This window comes from Agromyces sp. NPDC056965 (assembly GCF_042673425.1).
GTDB lineage: Bacteria > Actinomycetota > Actinomycetes > Actinomycetales > Microbacteriaceae > Agromyces.
Map to the genome: position 1 here is coordinate 18,128 of NZ_JBHURI010000005.1, position 23,235 is coordinate 41,362.

The 23,235-nt window shown below is 69.3% G+C and carries 22 protein-coding genes; 17 read left to right on the top strand and 5 right to left on the bottom strand.

All coding sequences use genetic code 11. The features are described from left to right. Positions 1-62 precede the first annotated feature (62 nt). Both pdxY and ACFTQE_RS02350 read right to left on the bottom strand, forming a co-directional pair. Entirely contained in the window at positions 63-914 is an 852-nt protein-coding gene (gene pdxY / locus ACFTQE_RS02345; RefSeq protein WP_376923552.1) for a pyridoxal kinase PdxY, read from the bottom strand. A gap of 50 nt (positions 915-964) precedes the next feature. Continuing rightward, a complete protein-coding gene (locus ACFTQE_RS02350; protein WP_376923605.1) occupies positions 965-2,278 on the bottom strand; it encodes an aminotransferase class I/II-fold pyridoxal phosphate-dependent enzyme in 1,314 nt (437 codons plus the stop codon). A 120-nt stretch (positions 2,279-2,398) separates the two neighbouring features. Here ACFTQE_RS02350 and pdxS point away from each other — a divergent pair, with 120 nt between their 5' ends. From pdxS to ACFTQE_RS02415, 13 genes are all read left to right on the top strand, one after another. Beyond that, positions 2,399-3,319: a pyridoxal 5'-phosphate synthase lyase subunit PdxS gene (pdxS, locus tag ACFTQE_RS02355; protein ID WP_376923553.1), complete on the top strand. Its 921-nt coding sequence runs from the start codon at positions 2,399-2,401 to the stop codon at positions 3,317-3,319. Further along, a complete protein-coding gene (gene pdxT / locus ACFTQE_RS02360) occupies positions 3,316-3,957 on the top strand; it encodes a pyridoxal 5'-phosphate synthase glutaminase subunit PdxT (protein WP_376923554.1) in 642 nt (213 codons plus the stop codon). The genes pdxS and pdxT overlap by 4 nt, the downstream gene beginning before the upstream one ends. Positions 3,958-4,092: 135 nt before the next feature. Next, positions 4,093-4,830: a hemerythrin domain-containing protein gene (locus ACFTQE_RS02365; RefSeq protein WP_376923555.1), complete on the top strand. Its 738-nt coding sequence runs from the start codon at positions 4,093-4,095 to the stop codon at positions 4,828-4,830. Positions 4,831-4,856: 26 nt separating this feature from the next. Then, positions 4,857-5,387 carry a DUF1697 domain-containing protein gene (locus tag ACFTQE_RS02370; RefSeq protein ID WP_376923556.1) on the top strand — a complete coding sequence of 177 codons (531 nt, stop codon included), beginning with the start codon at positions 4,857-4,859 and terminating at the stop codon, positions 5,385-5,387. Positions 5,388-5,495: 108 nt separating this feature from the next. Then, positions 5,496-6,227, top strand: a complete 732-nt coding sequence (locus ACFTQE_RS02375; protein WP_376923557.1) for a hemerythrin domain-containing protein — start codon at positions 5,496-5,498, stop codon at positions 6,225-6,227. A gap of 61 nt (positions 6,228-6,288) precedes the next feature. Then, complete coding sequence (locus ACFTQE_RS02380) at positions 6,289-7,047, top strand: YebC/PmpR family DNA-binding transcriptional regulator (protein WP_375833410.1); 759 nt, start codon at positions 6,289-6,291, stop codon at positions 7,045-7,047. 9 nt (positions 7,048-7,056) lie between these two features. Further along, on the top strand, positions 7,057-7,665 hold the full coding sequence (gene ruvC, locus ACFTQE_RS02385; RefSeq protein ID WP_376923558.1) for a crossover junction endodeoxyribonuclease RuvC: 609 nt from the start codon (positions 7,057-7,059) through the stop codon (positions 7,663-7,665). Further along, a complete protein-coding gene (ruvA, locus tag ACFTQE_RS02390) occupies positions 7,662-8,282 on the top strand; it encodes a Holliday junction branch migration protein RuvA (protein ID WP_376923559.1) in 621 nt (206 codons plus the stop codon). Before ruvC ends, ruvA begins: the two co-directional genes overlap by 4 nt. Further along, complete coding sequence (ruvB, locus tag ACFTQE_RS02395) at positions 8,279-9,319, top strand: Holliday junction branch migration DNA helicase RuvB (RefSeq protein WP_376923560.1); 1,041 nt, start codon at positions 8,279-8,281, stop codon at positions 9,317-9,319. The genes ruvA and ruvB overlap by 4 nt, the downstream gene beginning before the upstream one ends. A 71-nt stretch (positions 9,320-9,390) precedes the next feature. After that, positions 9,391-9,789 carry a preprotein translocase subunit YajC gene (yajC, locus tag ACFTQE_RS02400; protein ID WP_376923561.1) on the top strand — a complete coding sequence of 133 codons (399 nt, stop codon included), beginning with the start codon at positions 9,391-9,393 and terminating at the stop codon, positions 9,787-9,789. Between the two features lie 63 nt (positions 9,790-9,852). Continuing rightward, a complete protein-coding gene (gene secD, locus ACFTQE_RS02405) occupies positions 9,853-11,595 on the top strand; it encodes a protein translocase subunit SecD (RefSeq protein ID WP_376923562.1) in 1,743 nt (580 codons plus the stop codon). Further along, complete coding sequence (gene secF / locus ACFTQE_RS02410) at positions 11,595-12,614, top strand: protein translocase subunit SecF (protein WP_376923563.1); 1,020 nt, start codon at positions 11,595-11,597, stop codon at positions 12,612-12,614. The genes secD and secF overlap by 1 nt, the downstream gene beginning before the upstream one ends. A 75-nt stretch (positions 12,615-12,689) precedes the next feature. Next, the gene (locus ACFTQE_RS02415; protein ID WP_375833391.1) at positions 12,690-14,942 is read left to right on the top strand and encodes a RelA/SpoT family protein; all 2,253 of its coding nucleotides are present in this window, start codon (positions 12,690-12,692) and stop codon (positions 14,940-14,942) included. Here ACFTQE_RS02415 and ACFTQE_RS02420 read toward each other — a convergent pair. From ACFTQE_RS02420 to ACFTQE_RS02430, 3 genes are all read right to left on the bottom strand, one after another. Next, complete coding sequence (locus tag ACFTQE_RS02420) at positions 14,929-15,522, bottom strand: hypothetical protein (protein WP_376923564.1); 594 nt, start codon at positions 15,520-15,522, stop codon at positions 14,929-14,931. The genes ACFTQE_RS02415 and ACFTQE_RS02420 overlap by 14 nt on opposite strands. A gap of 113 nt (positions 15,523-15,635) precedes the next feature. Beyond that, entirely contained in the window at positions 15,636-16,868 is a 1,233-nt protein-coding gene (locus tag ACFTQE_RS02425) for a DUF349 domain-containing protein (protein ID WP_376923565.1), read from the bottom strand. Positions 16,869-16,956: 88 nt separating this feature from the next. Continuing rightward, positions 16,957-17,733, bottom strand: a complete 777-nt coding sequence (locus ACFTQE_RS02430) for a peptidylprolyl isomerase (RefSeq protein ID WP_376923566.1) — start codon at positions 17,731-17,733, stop codon at positions 16,957-16,959. 120 nt (positions 17,734-17,853) lie between these two features. Here ACFTQE_RS02430 and ACFTQE_RS02435 point away from each other — a divergent pair, with 120 nt between their 5' ends. From ACFTQE_RS02435 to alaS, 4 genes are all read left to right on the top strand, one after another. Continuing rightward, entirely contained in the window at positions 17,854-19,299 is a 1,446-nt protein-coding gene (locus ACFTQE_RS02435; protein WP_376923567.1) for a replication-associated recombination protein A, read from the top strand. Positions 19,300-19,532: 233 nt separating this feature from the next. Next, entirely contained in the window at positions 19,533-20,156 is a 624-nt protein-coding gene (rpsD, locus tag ACFTQE_RS02440) for a 30S ribosomal protein S4 (protein WP_074258913.1), read from the top strand. 147 nt (positions 20,157-20,303) lie between these two features. Further along, positions 20,304-20,507 (top strand): hypothetical protein, encoded by a 204-nt coding sequence (locus tag ACFTQE_RS02445; RefSeq protein WP_376923568.1) that lies wholly within the window; start codon positions 20,304-20,306, stop codon positions 20,505-20,507. Positions 20,508-20,575: 68 nt separating this feature from the next. After that, positions 20,576-23,233 carry an alanine--tRNA ligase gene (alaS, locus tag ACFTQE_RS02450; protein WP_376923569.1) on the top strand — a complete coding sequence of 886 codons (2,658 nt, stop codon included), beginning with the start codon at positions 20,576-20,578 and terminating at the stop codon, positions 23,231-23,233. The last annotated feature ends 2 nt before the right edge of the window (positions 23,234-23,235 follow it).

The window sequence follows — 23,235 nt, forward strand, 5'->3', positions numbered from 1 at the left end:
CGCTGAGGCCGAGTCCTGAGCGCTCAGCTGCGCTGAGGCGGGCCAGACTCGGGCAGACGGGCTCAGCGCACCTGGCGCACGGTGAACTGCAGGCCGGGGTTCGCGTAGTACTCCTGCGCCTCGACGAGCTGCAGTTCGCGCTCACCCGAGGTGTGCGTGAGCGAGAGCAGGTCGAAGACGCTCGACGTGGCGCGAGCGAGCGCGTCGGCTGCATCGCCCGAGCGCCGGTAGTGCGCGGTGAAGAGCGCTGCGGTCACGTCGCCCGAGCCGTTCGCCTTCATCGGCAGCAGCGGCGTCTGCACGATCCAAGCGCCCGAATCGTCGACGGCGAGCATCTCGATCGTGCCCTCCTCGCGGTCGGGCCGCTCCACGCTCGTCACGAGCACCGTGCGCGGGCCGGTGGCGCGCACCAGGTCGACCGATGCGAGCGTCGACTCGAGCGTGTCGGGCTCGGTCTCGGTGAGGAAGCCGAGCTCGAACTGGTTGGGCGTGATGATGTCGGCCGCCGGCACCACGCGGTCGCGCAGCAGGATCGGGATGGCCGGAGCCACGAAGCATCCGGATTTCGCATTGCCCATGACGGGGTCGCAGGCGTAGACGGCATCGGGGTTCACGGCCTTGACCCGCGCGACCGCATCGAGGATGACGTCGGCGATGCCCTCGCCGCCCTGGTAGCCCGAGAGCACGACGTCGATCTGAGGGAAGACCCCGCGCTCCTCGATGCCCGTGATGACGTCGCGAACGTCGTCGGGGCTGATCATCGGTCCTCGCCACGCGCCGTACCCGGTGTGGTTCGAGAAGTTGACGGTGTAGACCGGCAGCACCTCCACGCCGATGCGCTGCAGGGGGAAGACGGCGGCGGAGTTGCCGACGTGACCGTAGGCGACCGCGGACTGGATCGAGAGAATCTTCACCGATCGATCATCGCACCTCCGGCGGGTGCTCCCGCTCGCGGCGCGAGCGCTTAGCGGCGAACCGCTCGAACGGAGGCGCCGAGATCGGCGGCGAGCTTGCGCAGGTCGGCGTCGTCGAGGTCGTGCACGGTGAGGCGCAGGTGATCGGATGCCTCGGCGCCGAGCGCGAACTCGTCGCCGGGCCTCGCGAGCCAGCCGCGACGCATGAGCTGCTCGGAGACTGCGCGGGCGGGTGCCCCGAGCGGCACCCAGACGTTCAGGCCGTCGCCGGTATGCGTCGGAATGCCCTCGGCGCTGAGGAGCTCGGCGAACGCGGCGTTGCGAGCGGCGTAGTGCTCGCCTGCCGCCCGGATGCCGGCGGTGACCTCGGGGTCGGTCGCGAGCGCGCGCACGAGCCGCTGCAGCAGGTGGCTGACCCACGTCGTGCCGGGCGTCAGGCGCATAGCGAGCCGCTCGGCGGTATCGGGGTCGGAAGCCGTGACGGCGAGGCACATGTCGGGGCCGAGGAACTTCGAGACCGAGCGCACGAGCGCCCAGCGCCGATGCTCGGCGCCGATGAGCGAGTGGTACGGCAGCTGCGAGAGCAACGAGTAGTGGTCGTCCTCGACGACGAGCACGTACGGGTGATCGCGGAGCACCGCGCGCAGTTCGGTAGCCCGTCGCTCGGAGAGGCCCGCCCCGGTCGGGTTCTGGGCTCGGGGCGTGCAGATGACCGCGCGGACGCCCAGTTCGAGTGCAGCGCGGAGGCCCTCGACGGTCATGCCTTCGTCGTCGATCGGCACCGGCACCGGCCGATAGCCTGCGACGCGCACCGTGTGGATGCTCGTGAGGAAGCACGGGTCCTCGAGGGCGACGGCGTCATCGCGGGTGAGCGCCTGGGCGAGCAGTCGCTCGACGGCGTCGCCGGCGCCGCTCGTCACGGTGAGGCGCATCGGGATCTGGGGCGGAAGGTCCGCGCCCATCCACTCCTGCGCCCACCGGGCGAGGTCGGGATCGATGACGGGCTCGCCGTACAGCACCGGGCTCCGGGCGATGCTCGCCAGTGCGTGCGAGGGATCGGGGATGCGGCTGGGATCGGGATTGCCCGTGCCGATGTCGCGGAGGGCGGTGTCGGCGGCGAAGCCCTCCTGTGCGACGGCGGCGCCGCCGGCCACGCGAGTGCCGCCGCGCCCGAGGGTGATCACGACTCCCGCGTTCATCAGCTGCCGGTAGGCGGACACGGCGGTGTTCCGGTTGACGCCGAGATGCTCCGCCAGGGTGCGGACCGGGGGGAGGGCGTCGCCGGGCCGGAGCGCTCCGCGCTCGATGAGCGTGCGCAGGCTGTCGGCGATCTCGGCCGCCGAGCGTCCCTCGATGTCGATGATGTCGAACCGCCCTTCCTCGTGTCTGCGACCATGCTATCTTTTGGCCTAGGACAATAATTCTGTTCGTCTGATCTGATGCGCGACACCGTGTCGTGCACGTCCGAGTCCTGATGCGCGTCGATGTGCGCGCTCGTCCGAGAGGATCCCCCTGTGACCGTATCCGAAACGGGTTCGAGCCGCGTGAAGCGCGGCCTCGCCGAGATGCTGAAGGGCGGCGTCATCATGGACGTCGTCACCCCCGAGCAGGCGCGCATCGCCGAAGACGCCGGCGCCGTCGCCGTCATGGCCCTCGAGCGCGTGCCCGCGGACATCCGCTCCCAGGGCGGCGTCGCCCGCATGAGCGACCCCGACCTCATCGACGCGATCATCGCCGAGGTATCGATCCCCGTCATGGCGAAGGCCCGCATCGGCCACTTCGTCGAGGCGCAGGTGCTGCAGGCCCTCGACGTCGACTACATCGACGAGTCCGAGGTGCTCTCGCCCGCCGACTACGTGAACCACATCGACAAGTGGGCGTTCAACACCCCCTTCGTCTGCGGCGCGACGAACCTCGGTGAGGCCCTCCGTCGCATCAACGAGGGCGCGGCGATGATCCGTTCGAAGGGCGAGGCCGGCACCGGCGACGTTTCGGAGGCGACGAAGCACATCCGCAAGATCTCCTCCGAGATCAACGTGCTGCGCTCGATGACGAAGGACGAGCTCTACGTCGCCGCGAAGGAGCTGCAGGCGCCCTACGAGCTCGTGCTCGAGGTCGCGGAGACCGGCAAGCTCCCGGTCGTGCTCTTCGTCGCCGGCGGCGTCGCCACCCCGGCGGATGCCGCGATGATGATGCAGCTCGGCGCCGACGGCGTGTTCGTCGGCTCGGGCATCTTCAAGTCGGGCAACCCCGAGGCGCGTGCCGCCGCCGTCGTGAAGGCCACCACCTTCTACGACGACCCCTCGGTCGTCGCGCAGGTCTCGCGCGGCCTCGGCGAGGCCATGGTCGGCATCAACGTCGCCGACCTCGCCGCACCGCACCGCCTCGCCGAGCGCGGCTGGTGATCACCAACCTCAGGAGCGGTTCCCTCGACGCGGGGCGGTCGGCTGCGGCCGGCCCCCGCGTCGGGGTGCTCGCCCTCCAGGGGGACTTCCGCGAGCACGCGCACGTGCTCGCCACGCTCGGCGCCGACGTCTCGCTCGTTCGCCGCCCCGAGGAGCTCGACGCGATCGAGGGCCTCGTGATCCCCGGCGGCGAGTCGAGCGTCATGGACAAGCTCGCGCGAACCTTCGGGTTGCAGGCGCCGCTGAAGGCCGCGATCGCCGCGGGTCTTCCCGTCTACGGCACGTGCGCCGGGCTCATCATGCTCGCCGACACGGTGCTCGACGCGATCGCCGGCCAGGAGTCGCTCGGCGGCCTCGACGTCGTCGTGCGCCGCAACGCCTTCGGCTCGCAGAACCAGTCGTTCGAGACCGATCTCGACATCCCGGTGCTCGGCGAGGTGCCGGTGCACGCCGTGTTCATCCGCGGGCCGGTCGTCGAGTCCGTCGGTGACGCCGCGACGCCGCTCGCGACGCTCGACGACGGCCGGGTCGTGGCGGTCGAACAGGGCAACCTCGTCGGCACGAGCTTCCACCCCGAGATCACGGGGGAGCACCGCTTCCACGAGTACTTCCTCGCGAAGGTGCGCACGCGGGCCTGAGTCGTCGCCGCAGTGCGCGGCCTGCCCGTGGCGGCTGCTCCGCGCGGCGAGTATATTCGCATCGTTCGATTGCTCATTCGAGGCGCCGACGACGGATCCCTACTCACGCCATGTGGCGCGGAACAGGGGGCCGACATGGTCACGAAGCTTCCGAGCAGCTCCGATCCGCTGCCTGACGGGCTGCAACCCGGCTGCGACACGACCGATCTCATCCAGGTCCACCGCATCTTCCGGTGGCTCTACAACGAGCTCCCGTCGCTCATCAGGGGCGTGGACGATGGCGATGTCGGCCGGGCGGCCGTCGTCGCCGACTACGCCTACATGGATCTCTTCGCGCTGCACCTGCACCATGAGACGGAGGATCTGGTGCTGTGGGACCGACTCGGGGAGCGGTCGCCCGGTTGCGCGGCGCACGTCGACCAGATGAAGGCGCAGCATGCGCAGGTCGCGGCGGAGCTCGCGGTGGTCGAGCCACTGCTCGACCCGTGGCGCGAACATGCGGATGCCGTCAGCCGAGACCGGCTCGCGGCGGCGGTCGAGCGTCTGCGAGACACCCTGTTCGGCCACCTCGCGCCGGAGGAGGAACACATCGTGCCGGTTGCGGCATCGGTGCTGACCCAGGCCGAGTGGGATGAGATGGGCGAGCACGCTCGGAACGGCATCCAGGCGGCTAGGAAGGAACTGCCGAGGGACATGATGGCGGTGCAGTTCGGCCTCCTGCTCGCGACGGTGGAGCCCGACCAGCGCTCCGAATGGATGAAGGAGAACCTTCCCGCTCCCGTTCGGCTGCTCTACACGCTGCTCCTGAAGCGGAAGTACGAGCGCGCGATGGACGAGCTCTACGACGGGCAGCCCGTTCCGCCCATCCCGTGACGGGAGGTCGTCCTACACTCGGGGACATGACGGCCTACATCGCACTGCTCCGGGGGGTCAACGTCGGCGGAATCACCGTGAGGTCCGCCGATCTACGCGAATTGTTCGAGAGCCTGGGGTTCGGTGGAGTCCGCACGGTCCTCGCGAGCGGCAACGTCGTCTTCGAGAGTTCCGCGAAGGAGTCGCACAGGGCGCTGAAGGCGCGCATCGAGCAGGGGCTCCGCGACCGGTTCGACTACGACGCGTGGATCGTGCTCGTCACCCGCGACGACCTGCAGCGTGCCGTCGACGACTTCCCGTTCGACGCCGAAGACGAACGGCGTCAACCGTGGGTGATCTTCGCCTCCGATCCCGCCGTCATCGACGAGCTCGCGGCGTTCGCCGGCGAGGCCGAACCCGAGGTCGACCCGATCGCGCAGGGGGAGGGGGTCGTCTACTGGAACCCCGTGAAGGGCACGACGGTCGACACGGCGTTCGCGAAGCTGCTCGCGAAGGCCAGGTTCAAGCCGACGACCACGAACCGCAACCTCAGGACACTGCGGAAGATGCTCGGCTGAGCCGAGTCCGGGCCTTCCCGAGCACGCCGGAGTTCAGGGGAGGCACCGAGCGGAAGCGCGGGTCGTCACGGGGGCGGGACGCCGCGGCATCCGCTTCGCTCTCTTCCCATGACCACTCGACTCCCCAGTTCCGGCGCGCCCGCGGCTCCCGACGCGCCCCGGACGACCTGCCGCAGCGATGAGATTGTGCTCATCCACCGCATGTTCCGTCGTCTCTTCGGCGAAGCGCCCGCGCTCGTGCGCGAGGTCGTGCCCGGCGATACGCAGCGGGCGGCCTTCCTCTCGAAGCACCTGCACGGCCTCACGAAGCTGCTGCACGTGCACCATCACGCGGAAGACGACTTCTTCTGGGACCGGATGAGCGAACGAGCCCCGGCGTGCGGGCTCCACGTCGCCCTCATGCGGTCGCAGCACGAGACCGTCTCCGACCAGCTCGACGCGATCGACGTGCTCATCGACGACTGGACGGCGGGTGGTGCCGACGCCGCGGCGGCCGAGCGGCTGGCGACGGCACTCGACGAGGTCGACCGGACCCTCGCCGTGCATCTCGCCGACGAGGAGCGCGAGGCGTTCCCCGTGCTCGACGCCGTGCTCTCCGAGGCGGAGTGGGACGAGATCTCCGCCCACGCGCAGCGCGAGAAGCCGCCGTTGCCGCTGTTCCTGCTGCTGGGGCTCATGATGGAGGCCGTCCCGGAGGCCGAGCGCGCCGCGTGGATGGACCGCGAGCTGCCCGCGCCCATGCGGGTCGCCTACCGGCTGTTCGGCCGTCGTCGGTACGAACGCGCCCTCCGCCGACTGCATCCCGTGCCGCGGAAGAGCGTGGAGGTCGGGCGTCGCTGACCTAGAATGGTGGCGCGCGAGCCGCGACCCGGCCCGCGAGAGGATTCGATTCAGGAGACGCATGTCCGGGCATTCCAAGTGGGCGACGACCAAGCACAAGAAGGCGATCATCGATTCGCGCCGTGCGAAGTCGTTCGCGAAGCTCATCAAGAACATCGAGGTCGCCGCGAAGATGGGCGGCGCCGATCTCTCCGGCAACCCGACCCTGGTCGACGCCGTGCAGAAGGCGAAGAAGACCTCCGTCCCGAACGACAACATCGATCGCGCGATCAAGCGCGGTGCCGGCCTGACCGGTGAGTCGATCGAGTACACGACGATCATGTACGAGGGCTACGGCCCCAATGGTGTGGCGCTGCTCATCGAGTGCCTCACCGACAACAAGAACCGCGCGGCCGCCGAGGTGCGCACGCTCATGTCCCGCAACGGCGGCACCATGGCCGACCCGGGTTCCGTCGCGTACAACTTCGCGCGCAAGGGCGTCATCGTGGTCGCGAAGACCGACGGCCTCAGCGAAGACGACGTGCTCGGCGCGGTGCTCGATGCCGGTGCGGAGGAGGTGACCGACGAGGGCGAGACCTTCGAGGTCATCACCGAGGCATCCGACATGGTCGCCGCACGCACCGCGCTGCAGGAGGCGGGCATCGACTACGACTCCGCGGATGCCGCGTTCGTGCCGTCGCTCAAGGTCGAGATCGACGCCGAGACGGCCCGCAAGGTGTTCCGTCTCATCGACGCGCTCGAAGACAGCGACGACGTGCAGAACATCTACAGCAACTTCGACCTCACCCCCGAGGTGCAGGCCGAGCTCGAAGCGGAGTAGCCGATCGCCGTGCGAGTGCTCGGCATCGACCCCGGCCTCACGCGATGCGGCGTGGGCGTCGTCGATGTCGAGCCGAACCGCACGGCGCGACTCGTCGACGTCGTCGTGCTGCGCTCGCCCGCCGAGCTCGACACCCCGCGCCGGCTCGTGCGCATCGCCGAGGGACTCGAGGCGATCATCGAGGAGCACCGGCCGCAGGCCGTCGCCCTCGAGCGCGTGTTCGCCCGCAGCGACGTCTCGACGATCATGGGCACTGCCCAGATCTCGGGCGTCGCCATGCTGATCGCCGCCCGCCGCGCCCTGCCCGTCGCCCTGCACACGCCGAGCGAGGTCAAGGCCGCGATCACCGGATACGGCCGCGCCGACAAGAAGCAGGTGGGCGCGATGGTCGCGCGCATCCTCGGCCTCGACGAGGTGCCGAAGCCGGCGGATGCCGCGGACGCCCTCGCCCTCGCGATCTGCCATGCCTGGCGCACCGGGGGAGTCGCGGGCGCAGCGGTCCGCGACGGCGCCGACGACGCTGCCGGCGACGCCGCCCTCACGCCGGCGCAGCGCGCGTGGCTCGCCGCGGAGCGCTCCGCCTCCGTGTCGGGGGCGGCCCGTAGGCTGAAGCGGTGATCTCCTCTCTTCGTGGCCGTGTGCTCGCAGCTGCCGGTGGTTCGGTCGTGATCGAGGTCGGCGGGGTGGGGTTCCACGTCAACACGACGCCGGCGCTGGCCCTCTCGATGCGCGAGGGGCACGAGGCATCCGTGCACACGACCCTCGTCGTGCGCGAAGACTCGCTGACCCTCTTCGGCTTCGCCACTCGCGACGAACTCGACGTCTTCGACCTCCTGATCGGGGTCACCGGCGTCGGGCCGAAGTCGGCGCTCGGCGTGCTCTCGGTGCTCTCGCCCGGGCAGATCGCCGAGGCCGTGCAGCGCGACGACGACGCCGTGTTCCGGAAGGTGAGCGGCATCGGCCCGAAGACCGCGAAGCTCATCACCGTCTCGCTGGCCGGCAAGCTCGTCGCACCCGCCGTGTCGACGCCGCACGCACCCGTCGTCGCGGGCGGTGCGGCCGACAGCGTTCTCGCAGCGCTCACGGGCCTCGGCTGGTCGGAGCGGGTCGCAGCAGAGGCCGTCGACGAGACGATCGCCGCGGCGACCGACATCGAGGCGGCATCGGTGCCCACGCTGCTGCGGCTCACACTCGCACGGCTCGGCCCCGCGCAGCAGACGGGGCGGGCGCGATGAGCGACGACCTCGACCTGACCGACCCAGTGCTCGCCGGAGAGGCCGAGCTCGCGTTCGAGGGGGCCCTGCGCCCGAAGAGCCTCGGCGAGTTCGTCGGGCAGACCCGTGTGCGCGGCCAGTTGCAGCTGCTGCTCACCGCGGCGACCCTGCAACAGCGCACGCCCGACCACATCCTGCTCGCGGGCCCGCCCGGGCTCGGCAAGACCACCCTCGCGATGATCGTCGCCCACGAGGGCGGGCGTCCGCTGCGCATGTCGAGCGGTCCGGCCATCCAGCACGCCGGCGACCTCGCGGCCATCCTGAGCTCGCTCGTACCGGGCGAGGTGCTCTTCATCGACGAGATCCACCGCATGGCGCGTTCGGCCGAAGAGATGCTGTACCTCGCCATGGAGGACTTCCGCATCGACATCATGGTCGGCAAGGGAGCCGGGGCGACCTCGGTTCCGCTCGACCTGTCGCCGTTCACCCTCGTCGGAGCGACCACGCGCGCCGGGCTCCTGCCCAACCCGCTGCGCGACCGCTTCGGCTTCACGGCCCACCTCGAGTTCTACGACGAGGCGGAGCTCGAGCAGGTGCTCGAGCGTGCGGGCTCGATGCTCGGTCTCGATGCCGATCGCGAAGCGCTCGCCGAGATCGCCGGGCGCTGCCGCGGCACTCCTCGCATCGCGAACCGGCTGCTCCGCCGGGTGCGCGACTATGCGCTCGTCCACGGCGAACGCGCCGACCTCGCCGCGGTCCGTGCGGCGCTCGAGCTCTACGACGTCGATCCGCTCGGCCTCGACCGCCTCGACCGCGCGGTCATGGAGATGATCCTCACGCGCTTCGGAGGCGGGCCCGTCGGCCTCAACACGCTCGCCGTCTCGGTCGGCGAGGAGGCCGAGACGATCGAGGCCGTCGTCGAGCCGTTCCTCGTGCGCATCGGGCTCATCACCCGCACTCCGAGGGGTCGCATGGCGACTCCCGCGGCATGGCGTCACTTCGGTCTCACGGCGCATGCACCCGATGCGGCAGCGGCGCTTCCGATCGATGACCTATAATCCTTGAAGCTGACCCCTCAGCACCGATGACTTCGTGCGCGCGCCGCACTCCGGAAGGTACTTCTCCTCTCATGACGTTCGATCCGTTCACCATCATCATGCTCGCCGTCCTGGCGGTGCTCATCTTCTTCATGTTCCGCAACTCGCGCAAGCGTCAGGCCGACGCCCGCGAGCTGCAGTCGAAGGTGCAGCCTGGCGCGAAGGTGATGACCAACTTCGGCGTCTTCGGCACCATCCTCTCGATCGATGAAGACGAGAACCAGGTGCTCCTCGAGACCTCGCCCGGCACCGTCCTCACCGTGCACCGTCAGACGGTTGCACGCGTCGTCGAGCCCAAGGCCGACGTCGTCGAGGAGACGGCTGCGCTCGAGGGCGAGCCCGAGTTCGGCGAGCGTCTCGACGCCGAGACCGACGCGGCCTCGACGGACGCGACCGACGAGAAGCCCGACACCAAGAAGTCGGACGACTAAGACTCAACCCGAGGCTGGGCCCGTGCGCTGACGCGCGGGCTCTCTGCAGAGAAAGCGGAACACGTGGCTGCACCATCCAAGCGGTCATCCCGGCCGACCCCCGTGCGCAAGGCATGGAGATCACTCATCTGGCTGGGTGTCATCATCGCGCTGCTGTTCGGCATCAATGCCGCCGGCGTCATCTGGGGCGGCGGGTCGTGGAGCCCGAAGCTCGCGCTCGACCTCGAGGGCGGCACGCAGATCATCCTCGAGCCGAAGGTCGAGACCGGCGCGAGCGTCTCCCAGGAGCAGCTCGACCAGGCCGTGTCGATCATCCGCCAGCGCGTCGACGCCTCGGGCGTCTCCGAGGCCGAGATCAACACCGAGGGCCAGAACGTCGTCGTCCGCATTCCGGGCGAACTCGACGACCAGACCCGGGCGCGCATCCAGCAGTCGGCGAAGCTCGAGCTCCGTGCCGTGCTGCTCGCCGACGCGGCGACCGACACGTCGATCGATCCGAGCGCGAGCCCTGAACCGACCGAGGCTCCCGCCGAAGAGCTCGAGTCGACGCCGACCGCGAAGCCGACCGACGGCAGCGACCCCTCGTGGATCACGCCCGCGCTGCAGCAGCAGTTCGACGACTTCGACTGCGCGGAGATCGACGAGAACTCGGCGAACGTCGCACCGGCCGACGAACCGCTCGTCACCTGCGACGTCAGCCGCACCGCGAAGTACCTGCTCGGCCCGGTCGAGGCGAGCGGCGAGAACATCGTCGACGCCACCAACGGCATGGTGCAGACCCAGACCGGTGCATCGACGGGCCAGTGGGCCGTCAACATCGTCTTCGACGCAGAGGGCACCGAAGACTTCGCCACGGTCAGCACGCGGCTGTACGGCCTGCAGGGCCAGACGCCTCGCGACCAGTTCGCGTTCGTGCTCGACGGTCAGGTGCTGACCGCACCGTCGATGAACGGCGCGATCACCGACGGCAAGCCGCAGATCACCGGCAGCTTCGACCAGGCCTCGTCGAAGGCGCTCGCCGACCAGCTGAAGTTCGGTGCGCTGCCGATCAGCTTCACGGTGCAGTCCTCCGACACGATCTCGCCCACGCTCGGCACCTCGCAGCTCCAGTCCGGCCTCATCGCCGGCCTCATCGGCCTGATCCTCGTGGTGATCTACACGATCTTCCAGTACCGCGCACTCGCGTCGGTCACGATCGCCTCGCTCGTGATCGTGGGCATCATCACCTATCTGATGATCACGATCCTGTCGTGGCGCGAGGGCTACCGCCTGTCGTTGGCCGGCATCGCGGGCCTCATCGTCTCGATCGGCTTCACAGCCGACTCGTTCATCATCTACTTCGAACGCGTTCGAGACGAGCTCCGCGACGGCAGGGCACTCGTCGGCGCGGTCGAGGCGGGGTGGAAGCGCGCCTTCCGCACCGTCCTCGCGTCGAAGGCCACCAACCTGCTCGCGGCCATCGTGCTCTTCGTGCTCGCCGTCGGCAGCGTCAAGGGCTTCGCGTACACGCTCGGACTCACCACGATCATCGACGTCGTCGTGGTCATCCTGTTCACGCACCCGATGCTGCAACTACTCGCGCAGACCCGCTTCTTCTCGAGCGGCAACCGCTGGTCGGGCCTCGACCCGAATGCGCTCGGCGCCGTGTACCGCGGCCGTGCCGAGTTCCGCAAGCCCGTCGGACAGCCGGCGAAGAAGACCGCGGCCAGCGCCAAGGAAGCGCAGCGCCGCCAGACGATCGCCGAACGGAAGGCCGCTGCATCAGTGGGCGCCTCCGATTCGTCCGACGAAGGGAAGGAGTCCTGATGGCGAACCGTCTCACGACCTTCGGCAACGACCTCTACACCGGCAAGCGCTCGTTCAACTTCGTCGGCGGCCGCAAGAAGTGGTACACGATCGCCGGGATCCTGATCCTGCTGTCGATCGTCGTGCCGCTCCTCACCGGCGTCAACTTCAGCATCGAGTTCCGCGGCGGATCCCAGTTCCAGATCGCCGAGGTCGAGAACGCCACCCCTGAGCCCGCGATCGAAGCGGTGCACTCGGTGGTGCCCGACGCCGAGGTCCGGGTCGCGATCGTCGGTGGAACCGGCGTGCGCGTGCAGACCGACCAGCTCGAGCAGGCGGATTCGGAAGAGGTGAGCGGCGCCCTCGCCGAGGCGTACGACGTTCCCGAGTCGGAGGTCACGTCCTCGTTCATCGGCCCCAGCTGGGGAGCGGATGTCACTCGGCAGGCCCTCGTCGGCCTCGTCGCGTTCCTCCTGCTCGCGGGCATCATCATGGCGCTGTACTTCCGCACCTGGAAGATGTCGTTCGCGGCGATCCTCGCCCTGATCGGCGACCTCGTCGTGACCGTGGGCATCTACGCCGCGGTCGGATTCGAGATCAGCCCGGCAGCGACCATCGGTATCCTCACGATCCTCAGCTACTCGCTGTACGACACCGTCGTGGTCTTCGACAAGATCCGTGAGAACACCGCCGAAGACGGCCAGGAGTCTCGGCGCACCTTCGCCGAATCCGTGAACCTCGCGGTGAACCAGACCCTCGTGCGCTCGATCAACACGAGCGTCGTGGCCGCGCTGCCCGTCGCGGCGATCCTCTTCATCGGTGCCGGCGTGCTCGGAGCCGACACGCTCCGCGACATCTCCCTGGCGCTGCTGATCGGTATCCTCGTGGGTACCTGGTCGACGGTGTTCGTCGCTGCGCCGCTCTACTCGCAGCTGCGCGAGGGCGAGCCGGCGATCCACCGCCACGACCAGAAGGTCCTGAAGGAGCGTGAGCGCGCGACCTCCGTTTCGTCGGGAGCCGAGGCGCTGCCCACCGCATGATGTTCGCGGCGGGCGTGAGCCGTGTGGCACGTCGAAGCCTCCGGAGCGGCGATAATTGAGTTCCGGAGGTGAGCGATGACGGAGACGGGTGTCAACTCGACGGCATCGCTGCGCCGTCTGGTGCCCCGCATCTTCTCGAAGGCGCAGCCCTCGGGTGCCGTCGACACGCTCATGCGCACGGTGCGGATGCACCATCCGAAGGCCGATCTCTCCCTCATCGAACGCGCCTACACGGTCGCCGAGCGAGCGCACGAAGGACAGAAGCGCAAGAGCGGTGAGCCGTACATCACCCACCCGATCGCGGTCGCGCAGATCCTCGCGGATCTCGGCATCGGGTCGAAGACGGTCGCGGCGGCGCTGCTGCACGACACCGTCGAAGACACCGCGTACACGCTCGACCAAGTGCGTGCGGACTTCGGCGACGAGATCGCGATGCTCGTCGACGGCGTCACCAAGCTCGACAAGGTCAAGTACGGCGACTCCACGCAGGCGGAGACCGTCCGAAAGATGATCGTGGCGATGTCGAAGGACATCCGAGTACTGATCATCAAGCTCGCCGACCGGTTGCACAATGCGCGCACGTGGGGCTTCGTCCCCGCGGCATCCGCTGCCCGAAAGGCGACCGAGACGCTCGAGATCTATGCGCCGCTCGCGCATCGCCTCGGTATCCAGACGATCAAGTGGGAGCTCGAAGACCTCTCGTTCGCCGTGCTCTACCCGAAGCTCTACGCCGAGATCGAGAGCCTCGTCAAGCAACGCACTCCGCAGCGCGAGGAGTTCGTGCAGAACGTCATCGATCTCATCACCGACGACCTGAAGGCCGCGAAGATCCGCGGCAAGGTCGTCGGGCGCCCCAAGCAGTACTACTCGATCTACCAGAAGATGATCGTGCGGGGCCGCGACTTCGACGAGATCTACGACCTCGTCGGCATCCGGGTGCTCGTGAACTCGGTGCGCGACTGCTACGCGGTGCTCGGCGCGATCCACGCGAGGTGGACTCCGCTGCCGGGCCGCTTCAAGGACTACATCGCAACGCCGAAGTTCAACCTGTACCAGTCGCTGCACACGACCGTCATCGGCCCGAAGGGGCGTGCGGTCGAGATCCAGATCCGCACGCACGACATGCACCAGCGCGCCGAGTACGGCGTCGCCGCGCACTGGAAGTACAAGGAACGCATGGCCGGCGGACGCACCGCCGACAAGTCCGGTCAGAACGAGACCGACATGGCGTGGCTCGCCCACATCTCCGACTGGCAGGCCGAGACCGCCGACCCGGGGGAGTTCCTCGATTCGCTGCGGTTCGAGATCGGCGCCAAAGAGGTCTACGTGTTCACGCCGAAGGGTCGGGTGATCGGCCTGCCTGCTGGCGCGACGCCCGTCGACTTCGCGTACGCCGTGCACACCGAGGTCGGACACCGCACGATGGGTGCGAAGGTCAACGGCCGCCTCGTCCCGCTCGAGAGCGAGCTGTCGAGCGGAGACGTCGTCGAGGTGTTCACCTCGAAGAACCCCGACTCGGGGCCGAGCAAAGACTGGCTCACCTTCGTCAAGAGTCCTCGTGCCCGCAACAAGATCCGTCAGTGGTTCACCAAGGAACGACGCGACGAGGCGATCGAGCAGGGCCGCGACGCGATCGCCCGCGCCATGCGCAAGCAGAACCTGCCGCTGCAGAAGCTCATGAACCAGGAGTCCTTCGCCGAGGTCGCAGCGCAGCTGCGGTACGACGACGTCTCCTCGCTGTACGCCGCCGTCGGCGAAGGCCATGTGTCGACGCAGTCGGTGCTCGAGAAGGTCGTCGCGCTCGTCCGCGACGTCGACGAGGGCGACGAGCCCGATCTGCCGATTCCGGTGCGCTCACGGCCGTTGCCGCGGCACTCGGATTCCGGCGTGCTCGTGCGCGGAGCGCCCGACATCCTCGTGAAGCTCGCCCGATGCTGCACACCGGTGCCGGGCGACGAGATCGTCGGGTTCGTCACGCGCGGTGCCGGCGTCTCGGTGCACCAGGCGAGCTGTCACAACGTGCAGAGCCTCATGCAGGAGCCCGAGCGCATGATCGACGTCGAGTGGGCGCCGAGTTCGAAGAGCGTCTTCCTGGTGCAGATCCAGATCGAGGCGCTCGACCGTGCGGGGCTGCTCTCCGACGTCACGAGGGTGTTGTCGGAGCACCACGTCAACATCCTGTCCGCGAACGTCTCGACCTCCACCGACCGCCTCGCGCTCAGCCGTTTCGTCTTCGAGATGGGCGACACGACGCACCTCGACCGTGTGCTGAACGCGGTACGGCGCATCGACGCCGTCTACGACGTCTACCGCGTCAGCGACGGCTGACGGCCGCCCCTCCGCAGCCCTCTTCGCGGGCGAGCATCGCGCCGACGCGCTCGAGCCGTTCGAGGGCGAGCCCGCGATGCGGCATGCGGTTGGCATCGTCGAACCGCAGTCGCAACCGGGAGACGAGCCGTGGATCGTCGGTGCAGAGCGCCGCGACGATGGACTCGACCTCGTGATCGTCTTCTCCGGGTTCACGGAGCAGGTCGAAGCCCGTGCGCAACGGCGTCGTGCACCGGGCGAACGCGAAGTCGATGATCTCGTCGGGGTCGATCGCGACCTCTCGCACGACGAGGCGGGGCGCGGAGACCACCGCGACCCGCGCTGTGCGGGGCACGCAGAACTGGGCGATCGCCGGGGGAGACGTCAGCGCGCCGTGCACCCACGCGGCCGAGCGTCGCTCGATCACGAGGGCGCGCGGGGCGCGCAGTGCGATGGCGGCCGCGCGCAGTGAGGGCAGATCGGGTTCGTCGACCGGCGCCCATCCGTCGTCGATCGGCATGAGTTCACCGTCGATGCGGGCGGCGCAGAGCTCCGCGAGCGGGAGATCGTCGATGCTGAGCACGTTCGGGAGCTTGGCCATACCCACATGCTGCGGCACGCGTGCCGTTCAGCATGGAGGCAAGCGCGATCTGTGGAGAACGATGCCTCGCATCGGGTGATCGCGGCCGAGACCGCGATCACCACGAGACGGACTCAGCCGCCGACGGCCTTCAGCCAGGCGCGGCGGGCGTCGAGGGCTTCGCGAGCGGATGCCGCGGCCTTCGCGTCGCCGGATGCCTCTGCGGCGGCGAGCTCGGCCTCGAGCTTGTCGATCGCGTCGTGGAGCTGGCCGAGCATGCCCTCCGAGCGCGCCTTCTTCTCGGGGTCCTCGCGCTGCCAGCGCTCCTCCTCGAGCGACTTCACGTGATTCTCGATCTTGCGGAGGCGGTCTTCGACGACCCGCACCTGGTCGCGCGGGACCTTGCCGATCTCGTCCCACTTGCGCTGGATCTTGTTGAGATCGGCGCGGGCCTGCTTCGGATCCTTCGCGGTGAGCAGCGGCTCGGCCTCGGTGAGGAGCGCGAGCTTCTCGTCGAGGTTGGCGCGGTAGCTCTCGTCCTCCTGCGCGTCGATCTCGGCCTTGGCGCCGAAGAGCACGTCGCCTGCGGCCTTGAACTTCGCCCAGAGCGCGTCGTCGAGCTTCTTGCCGGCGCGGCCCGCGAGCTTCCACTCGTCGAGGAGGTGCCGGTAGTCGCCCACCGCATCGGCGCCGCGCGGCGCGAGCGCCTCGGCGCGTTCGATGAGCGCCTGCTTGCGCGACCGCACGTCGCGGTGCGCGGCGTCGAGTTCGGCGAAGAACGCCTTGCGGTGCGTCTCGATGGTCGAGCGGGCGGCGCGGAATCGCTTCCAGAGCTCGTTGGCCTCGTTCTTCGGCAGGCGGGGGCCGTCCTGCTGGTGGCGCTGCCAGCGCGCGAAGAGATCGTCGAGCTCGGCCGTGGCCTGCTTCCACTGGGTCTTCGCGGGGTCGCCGGCCGCGAGGGCCTCGGCGGCCTCGACGATCGCGGTGCGCTCGGCGACGGCCTCGGCGACCGCGGCCTTCGACTCGGCCTGCTGCTGTTCCGTCAGCTCCTTCGTCGTGCCCGAGAGCGCTTCGAGGCGGCGGGCGAGCGACTCGAGGTCGCCGACCGCGTTGGCCGTGGAGACCGAGGACTGGAGGGTGGCGACGGCCTTCGCGACGTCGGCTGCGGGTGCCCCGCGGCGCACGCGCTGCTCGAGCAGGCCCACCTGGCCCGCGAGGTCGGCGTACTTGCGCTCGAAGTAGGCGAGCGCCTCTTCAGCCGAACCGTCGGGGTACTGCCCGACCGCTCGTTCGCCGTCGCTCGTGCGCACGAAGACGGTACCCGTCTCGTCGACGCGGCCCCACGGTTGCTGATCTGAATCGGTCACGGCCTCACCCTGTCGTATGTCGGATGCCGCCCGGAGGCGACGTTGACGGCATCAAGCCTATTGCACCGCCGAGGGGCGGCGCGGGCGGTCACTCGATCGTGAACGCCGTGATGGTGGTCGGCACGGCGGGAGCGCCGTCGCCGGCACCGTCGCTCGTGCCCGCGTCGATGACGCCGGCCCGGAGCGCGTCGAGCCCGCTCGTCACCTTTCCGATCACGGTGTAGCCGCCGGTGTCGCCCGGCAGGGTCGTGTCCTCGTAGACGATGAAGAACTGGCTGCCCTGGCTGTACTGCGACGCAGCACGGGCCATCGCGATCGTTCCCGCGGGGTAGACGCCGTCGGCCGGAGCGTTCTCGACGGGGCCGTAGCTGTAGCCGGGGCCGCCGGTGCCGTCGCCGCTCGGGTCGCCGCACTGCAGCACCCAGATGCCCTCGGTCGTGAGGCGGTGGCAGCTCGTTCCGGTGTAGAAGCCCGACTGGATGAGGCTGATCTCGCTCGAGACGGCCTGCGGAGCCGCTGCGCCGTCGAGTTCGACGCCGAGGGGGATCTCGTTGAGCGTGAGGGTGCCGGTCCAGGTGCGGTCCTCGGCGATGTCGGAGGAGGGCACGTCGCCCTGGTTCTCGCCTTCGGCGGGAGTCGGGGTCGGGGTCGCCGTCTCAGTGGCGACGGGCTCGGCGCCCGGCCCGCTGCTGAAGTAGAAGATCTGCGCGGCCGTCGCGAGGGCGAGCACGACCACGAGTGCGAGCACCGCGATGACGTTGTCGCGGGTGCGTCGGCGCTGTTTCCTGGTGTGGACTTCCTGGCGTGCCTGGTAAGTGCGAAGGCGCGCTCGTTCTTCACGCGTCTGTCGGTCGTTCGATGCCACGCATGCTCCTTCTCGGGACTCCTGCGTGCCGACTCTACGCAAGGCCGGGTGCCCAGACCAATCGCCGCACCGATCCGGTGCCGAGATCCGGTGTCGGACGCCGCGACTACGCTGGAGGACATGGTGGATTCCGGCCCGGGGCTGCGTTCAGGCGCGACCCCGCTCGCGGTGCGCATGCGCCCGACGAGCCTCGACGAGGTGGCCGGCCAACGGCATCTGCTGACGCCCGGCTCGCCGCTCGTCGCCCTCGCCGGTGATCGATCGGGGGAGTCCGGCTCCGTCTCCGTCATCCTCTGGGGGCCGCCCGGCACGGGCAAGACGACGCTCGCCCAGGCGATCGCCCGCTCGTCGGGTCGCAAGTTCGTCGAACTGTCGGCCGTGACCGCCGGCGTGCGCGACGTGCGCCAGGTCATGGAGGAGGCGCGCGCGAGCCGTGACCTCTACGGACTCTCGACCGTGCTCTTCCTCGACGAGATCCACCGTTTCACGAAGGCCCAGCAAGACGCACTCCTGCCGGGCGTCGAGAACGGCTGGGTCATCCTCGTGGCCGCGACGACCGAGAACCCGTCGTTCTCGGTGATCTCCCCGCTCCTGTCGCGCTCGCTCCTGCTGACCCTCGAACTCCTCACCGACGACGACCTCGGAGTGCTCGTCGACCGAGCCGTCTCCGATCCGCGCGGTCTCGCCGGCAGGGTGGCCCTCGATCCCGAGGCGCGGGCGGCGATCATCCGCCTGGCATCGGGCGACGCGCGACGGGCGCTCACGGCGCTCGAGGCCGCAGCGGTGGCCGCGGTGCAGTCGGTTCCCCCGGCCGAGACGACCGACGCAGAGGCCGGCGATGGCGCCGCCGCCGACTCGGCCGCCGACGCGGCAGACGACGACGAGACGGCGACCGATGGCGAGACGGATGCCGCGGCATCCGCTGCGCCCGTGATCACGACCGACATCGTGGCGCGCGCGGTCGACCGCGCGCTGCTCCGCTACGACCGCAACGGCGACGAGCACTACGACGTGATCAGCGCCTTCATCAAGTCGGTGCGGGGCAGCGACGTCGACGCGTCGCTGCACTATCTCGCTCGCATGATCGAGGCGGGCGAAGACCCGAGGTTCATCGCGCGGCGCATCATCGTGCTCGCCTCCGAAGACATCGGTCTCGCCGATCCGAGTGCGCTCGGCGTGGCCGTGGCCGCCGCCGACGCCGTCGCGTTCATCGGCATGCCCGAGGGTCGCATCCCGCTCGCGCAGGCGGTCGTGCACCTGGCGACGGCCCCCAAGTCGAACGCGGCGTACGTGGGCATCGATCGGGCCATCGCCGACGTGCGCGGCGGTAAGGCCGGGCGGGTGCCCAAGCACCTGCGCGACGCGCACTATCCGGGCGCGAAGCGCCTCGGCCACGGCAAGGGCTACAAGTATCCGCACGACGACGACATCGGCGTGGTCGCCCAGGAGTATCTGCCCGATTCGCTCCGAGGCGCCGTCTACTACGAACCGACCGAGCACGGCAACGAGCGCGAGGTCTCGGCGCGACTCGCGAAGCTGCGGCGCATCGTGCGCGGCGGGCGCTGAGCACGACGCGAGCGCGAGGGCGAGCAGCCCGGACGCCTGCGTCGGGGTGTCCCACGCCATCGTGATATCATTTCCGTTGGCCTGAAGCCTGATTCTCGAGCGCGGCTGCGAGAGGGTCACCGGCGAACGGGTGCGATCTGTAGCCGATCCACCCTTGGCGAATCCCTCTGACACAGATTCTCGGCGCACGAACGCGCCGAGTTTTCACTTGAGATTCTTCCGAAAGGACATTCGTGTCGAACCAGTCACGTAGCAAGACCCGCCTCTCCCGTGCGCTCGGCGTCGCCCTCACCCCGAAGGCCGCCCGCTACATGGAGAAGCGTCCGTACGCTCCCGGTGAGCACGGCCGCACCAAGCGCAAGCAGGACAGCGACTACGCCGTTCGTCTGCGCGAGAAGCAGCGCCTGCGCGCCCAGTACGGCATCCGCGAGAAGCAGCTGCGCATCGCCTTCAACGAGGCCCGCCGCACCGACGGCCTGACCGGTGAGAACCTGGTCGAGCTGCTCGAGATGCGTCTCGACGCCATCGTGCTGCGTGCCGGCTTCGCCCGCACCATCTCGCAGGCGCGCCAGTTCGTGGTGCACCGCCACATCCTCGTCGACGGCCAGCTCGTCGACCGCCCCTCCTTCCGCGTGAAGCCGGGCCAGCTCGTGCACGTCAAGGCACGCAGCGAGGGCACCGAGCCGTTCCAGGTCGCCGCTGCCGGCGGTCACGTCGACGTGCTGCCCAAGCTCCCCGCGTACCTCGAGGTCGAGCTCGACAAGCTCCAGGTGAAGCTCGTCCGTCGCCCGAAGCGCGCCGAGGTCCCCGTGACCTGTGACGTGCAGCTGGTCGTCGAGTACTACGCCGCTCGCTGACGCAGAGCAGTTGAGACAGGGGTCGCGGGAATTCCCGCGGCCCCTGTGTCGTACCCGGCGAGCGCCTGCGGTGCGGCCACTAGACTGATGCGAGGCGTGCCGAGCGCACCGCAAGGCGACACATCGATCAGGGAGCAGGAGCACCTCGTGAAGAGCATTCTGTGGTTCACCGTCGGCGTCGCGGCCGGATTCGCGGTCGCGCACCAGGTCAACCAGACCAAGCAGGGGCGAGACTTCTTCTCCGCGGTCGACGCGAAGGCCCGCGCCTTCGGCCACGCGATCGCCGAGGGCTACCACGCGCGTGACGCCGAGCTCCGCGCCGAGCAGGGCGAGGCGCCCGCGGCTCTCTGAGTCCAGGCGAGCGAAGCCCCACGAATGTGAAGGGCCCGGATGACCCGGGCACGACCGAGAACGGAACCATGCAGACTGCCGACATCCGCCAGCGTTGGCTGGACTTCTTCGCCGAGCGCGGCCACACCGTCGTTCCCTCGGCGTCACTCGTCTCCGACGACCCCACGCTGCTCTTCACGGTCGCCGGCATGGTGCCGTTCGTGCCGTACCTGACGGGTCTCGTGCCCGCGCCGTACCCTCGCGCCACGAGCGTGCAGAAGTGCATCCGCACGAACGACATCGAAGAGGTCGGCAAGACCCCGCGCCACGGAACGTTCTTCCAGATGAGCGGCAACTTCTCGTTCGGCGACTACTTCAAAGAGGGCGCCATCTCGATGGCGTGGGAGCTGCTGACCACGCCCGAGGCCGACGGCGGCTACGGCTTCGATCGCAACGACCTCTGGGTCACCGTCTACGAAGACGATGACGAGGCGATCGAGATCTGGAAGAAGGTCGCGGGCCTGCCCGACGAGCGCATCCAGCGACTCGGCAAGGGCCCGAACTACTGGCACACCGGCCAGCCCGGCCCGGCCGGCCCCTGCTCCGAGATCTTCTTCGATCGCGGCCCCGAGTACGGCATCGACGGCGGGCCCGCCACCGACGACGACCGGTACGTCGAGATCTGGAACCTCGTCTTCATGCAGTACCTCATCGATGACGTGAAGTCGAAGACCGACTTCCGCATCGTGAAAGAGCTGCCGAAGAAGAACATCGACACCGGCATGGGCCTCGAACGCGTCGCCTTCATCAAGCAGGGCGTCGACAACATGTACGAGATCGACCAGGTGCGCCCGGTGCTCGACCGCGCAGCAGAGCTCTCGGGGCGCCGCTACGGTGCGAACCACGACGACGACGTGCGCATGCGCGTCATCGCCGACCATGTGCGCTCGGCGCTCATGCTCATGAGCGACGGCGTGAGCCCGTCGAACGAGGGGCGCGGCTACATCCTGCGCCGTCTCCTGCGCCGCAGCATCCGTTCGATGCGCCTGCTGGGCGTCGAGGGCCCGACCTTCCGCGAGCTCTTCGCCGCGTCGCGCGACGCGATGAAGAGCGCGTACCCCGAGGTCGCGACGGACTACGCGCACATCGAGCAGCTCGCCCTCGGCGAGGAGGAGACCTTCCTCCGCACGCTCACGGCGGGCACGTCCATCCTCGACCTCGCGGTCTCCAAGACGAAGGACTCCGGTCGCGGCGAGCTCGCCGGCGACACGGCGTTCCTCCTGCACGACACCTACGGCTTCCCGATCGAGCTCACGCTCGAGATGGCCGACGAGGCGGGCCTCGCCGTCGATCGTGCTGCGTTCGACACGCTCATGACCGAGCAGCGCTCACGTGCGAAGGCCGATGCCAAGTCGAAGAAGAAGGTGCTCGCCGACCTCTCGGTGTATGCCGAGTTCCGCGCCAAGGGCGAGACGATCTTCACGGGCTACACCGAGCTCACGACGGCGTCGAGCGTGCTCGGCCTGCTCGTCGACGGTCGACCCGTGCCGTTCGCGACCGCGGGCCAGACCGCCGAGGTGATCCTCGCGGAGACCTCGCTGTACGCGGAATCCGGTGGCCAGGCGCCCGACCAGGGACGCATCGTCGGCGACGGCTTCGAACTCGAGGTGCTCGACGTGCAGAAGCCCATCAAGGGCCTCATCAGCCACACCGTGAAGGTGACGATGGGCGAGGTCGGCGTCGGAGTGCCGGCGACGACGCTCGTCGACGAGCAGTATCGGCGCGGCGCGACGCAGGCCCACTCGGGCACGCACCTCGTGCACGCGGCGCTCCGCCAGGTGCTCGGCCCGAACGCGCATCAGTCCGGCTCGTTCAACAAGGCGGGCTACCTGCGTCTCGACTACGGCTGGAACTCCGCCCTCTCGGCCGAGACCCGCAGCGAGATCGAGGAGATCTCGAACGCCGCGATCCGCGACAACCTCGAGGTCGTCACGCGCGAGATGCCGCTCGACGAGGCGAAGTCGCTCGGCGCGATGGCCCTCTTCGGCGAGAAGTACGGCGACGTCGTGCGGGTCGTCGACATCGGCGGCCCCTGGTCGCGCGAACTCTGCGCCGGCACGCACGTGTCGACGAGCGCCGAGGTCGGCATGATCAACATCGTGGGGGAGTCCTCGGTCGGCGCGTCCAACCGCCGCGTGGAGTCGCTCGTCGGCCTCGACGCGTTCCGCCGCTTCGCCTCCGAGCGTGCGCTCGTCTCCGAGCTCACGTCGACGCTGAAGACCCGGCCCGAGCAGCTCGTCGACCGTGTCGGCGAACTCGTCACGAGCCTGAAGGCCGCCGAGAAGCGCATCCAGCAGTTCGAGGCCCGCGCACTCAACGACCGCGTGCCGGCACTCGCCGCGAATGCAGTGCGCACCGGCGAGGTGCTGCTCGTCGCGGAATCCGTCGGAACGCTCGGCAGCGGTGACGAACTGCGCGCGCTCGCGCTCTCCGTGCGATCGCAGCTCGGCGACGCGGCATCCGTCGTCGCCCTGACCGCCGAGGTCGGTGGCAAGCCGGTCGCGATCGTCGCGACCTCGCCCGCCGCCCGCGACGCAGGCGCGAACGCCGGTGCACTCGCGAAGACGATGGCGGGGGTGCTCGGCGGCGGCGGTGGCGGCAAGCCCGACCTCGCGCAGGGTGGCGGCAGCGATGTCGCCGCTATTCCGGCCGCGCTCGACGCGGTGCGCTCGGCGCTCCGCGGGTAGTC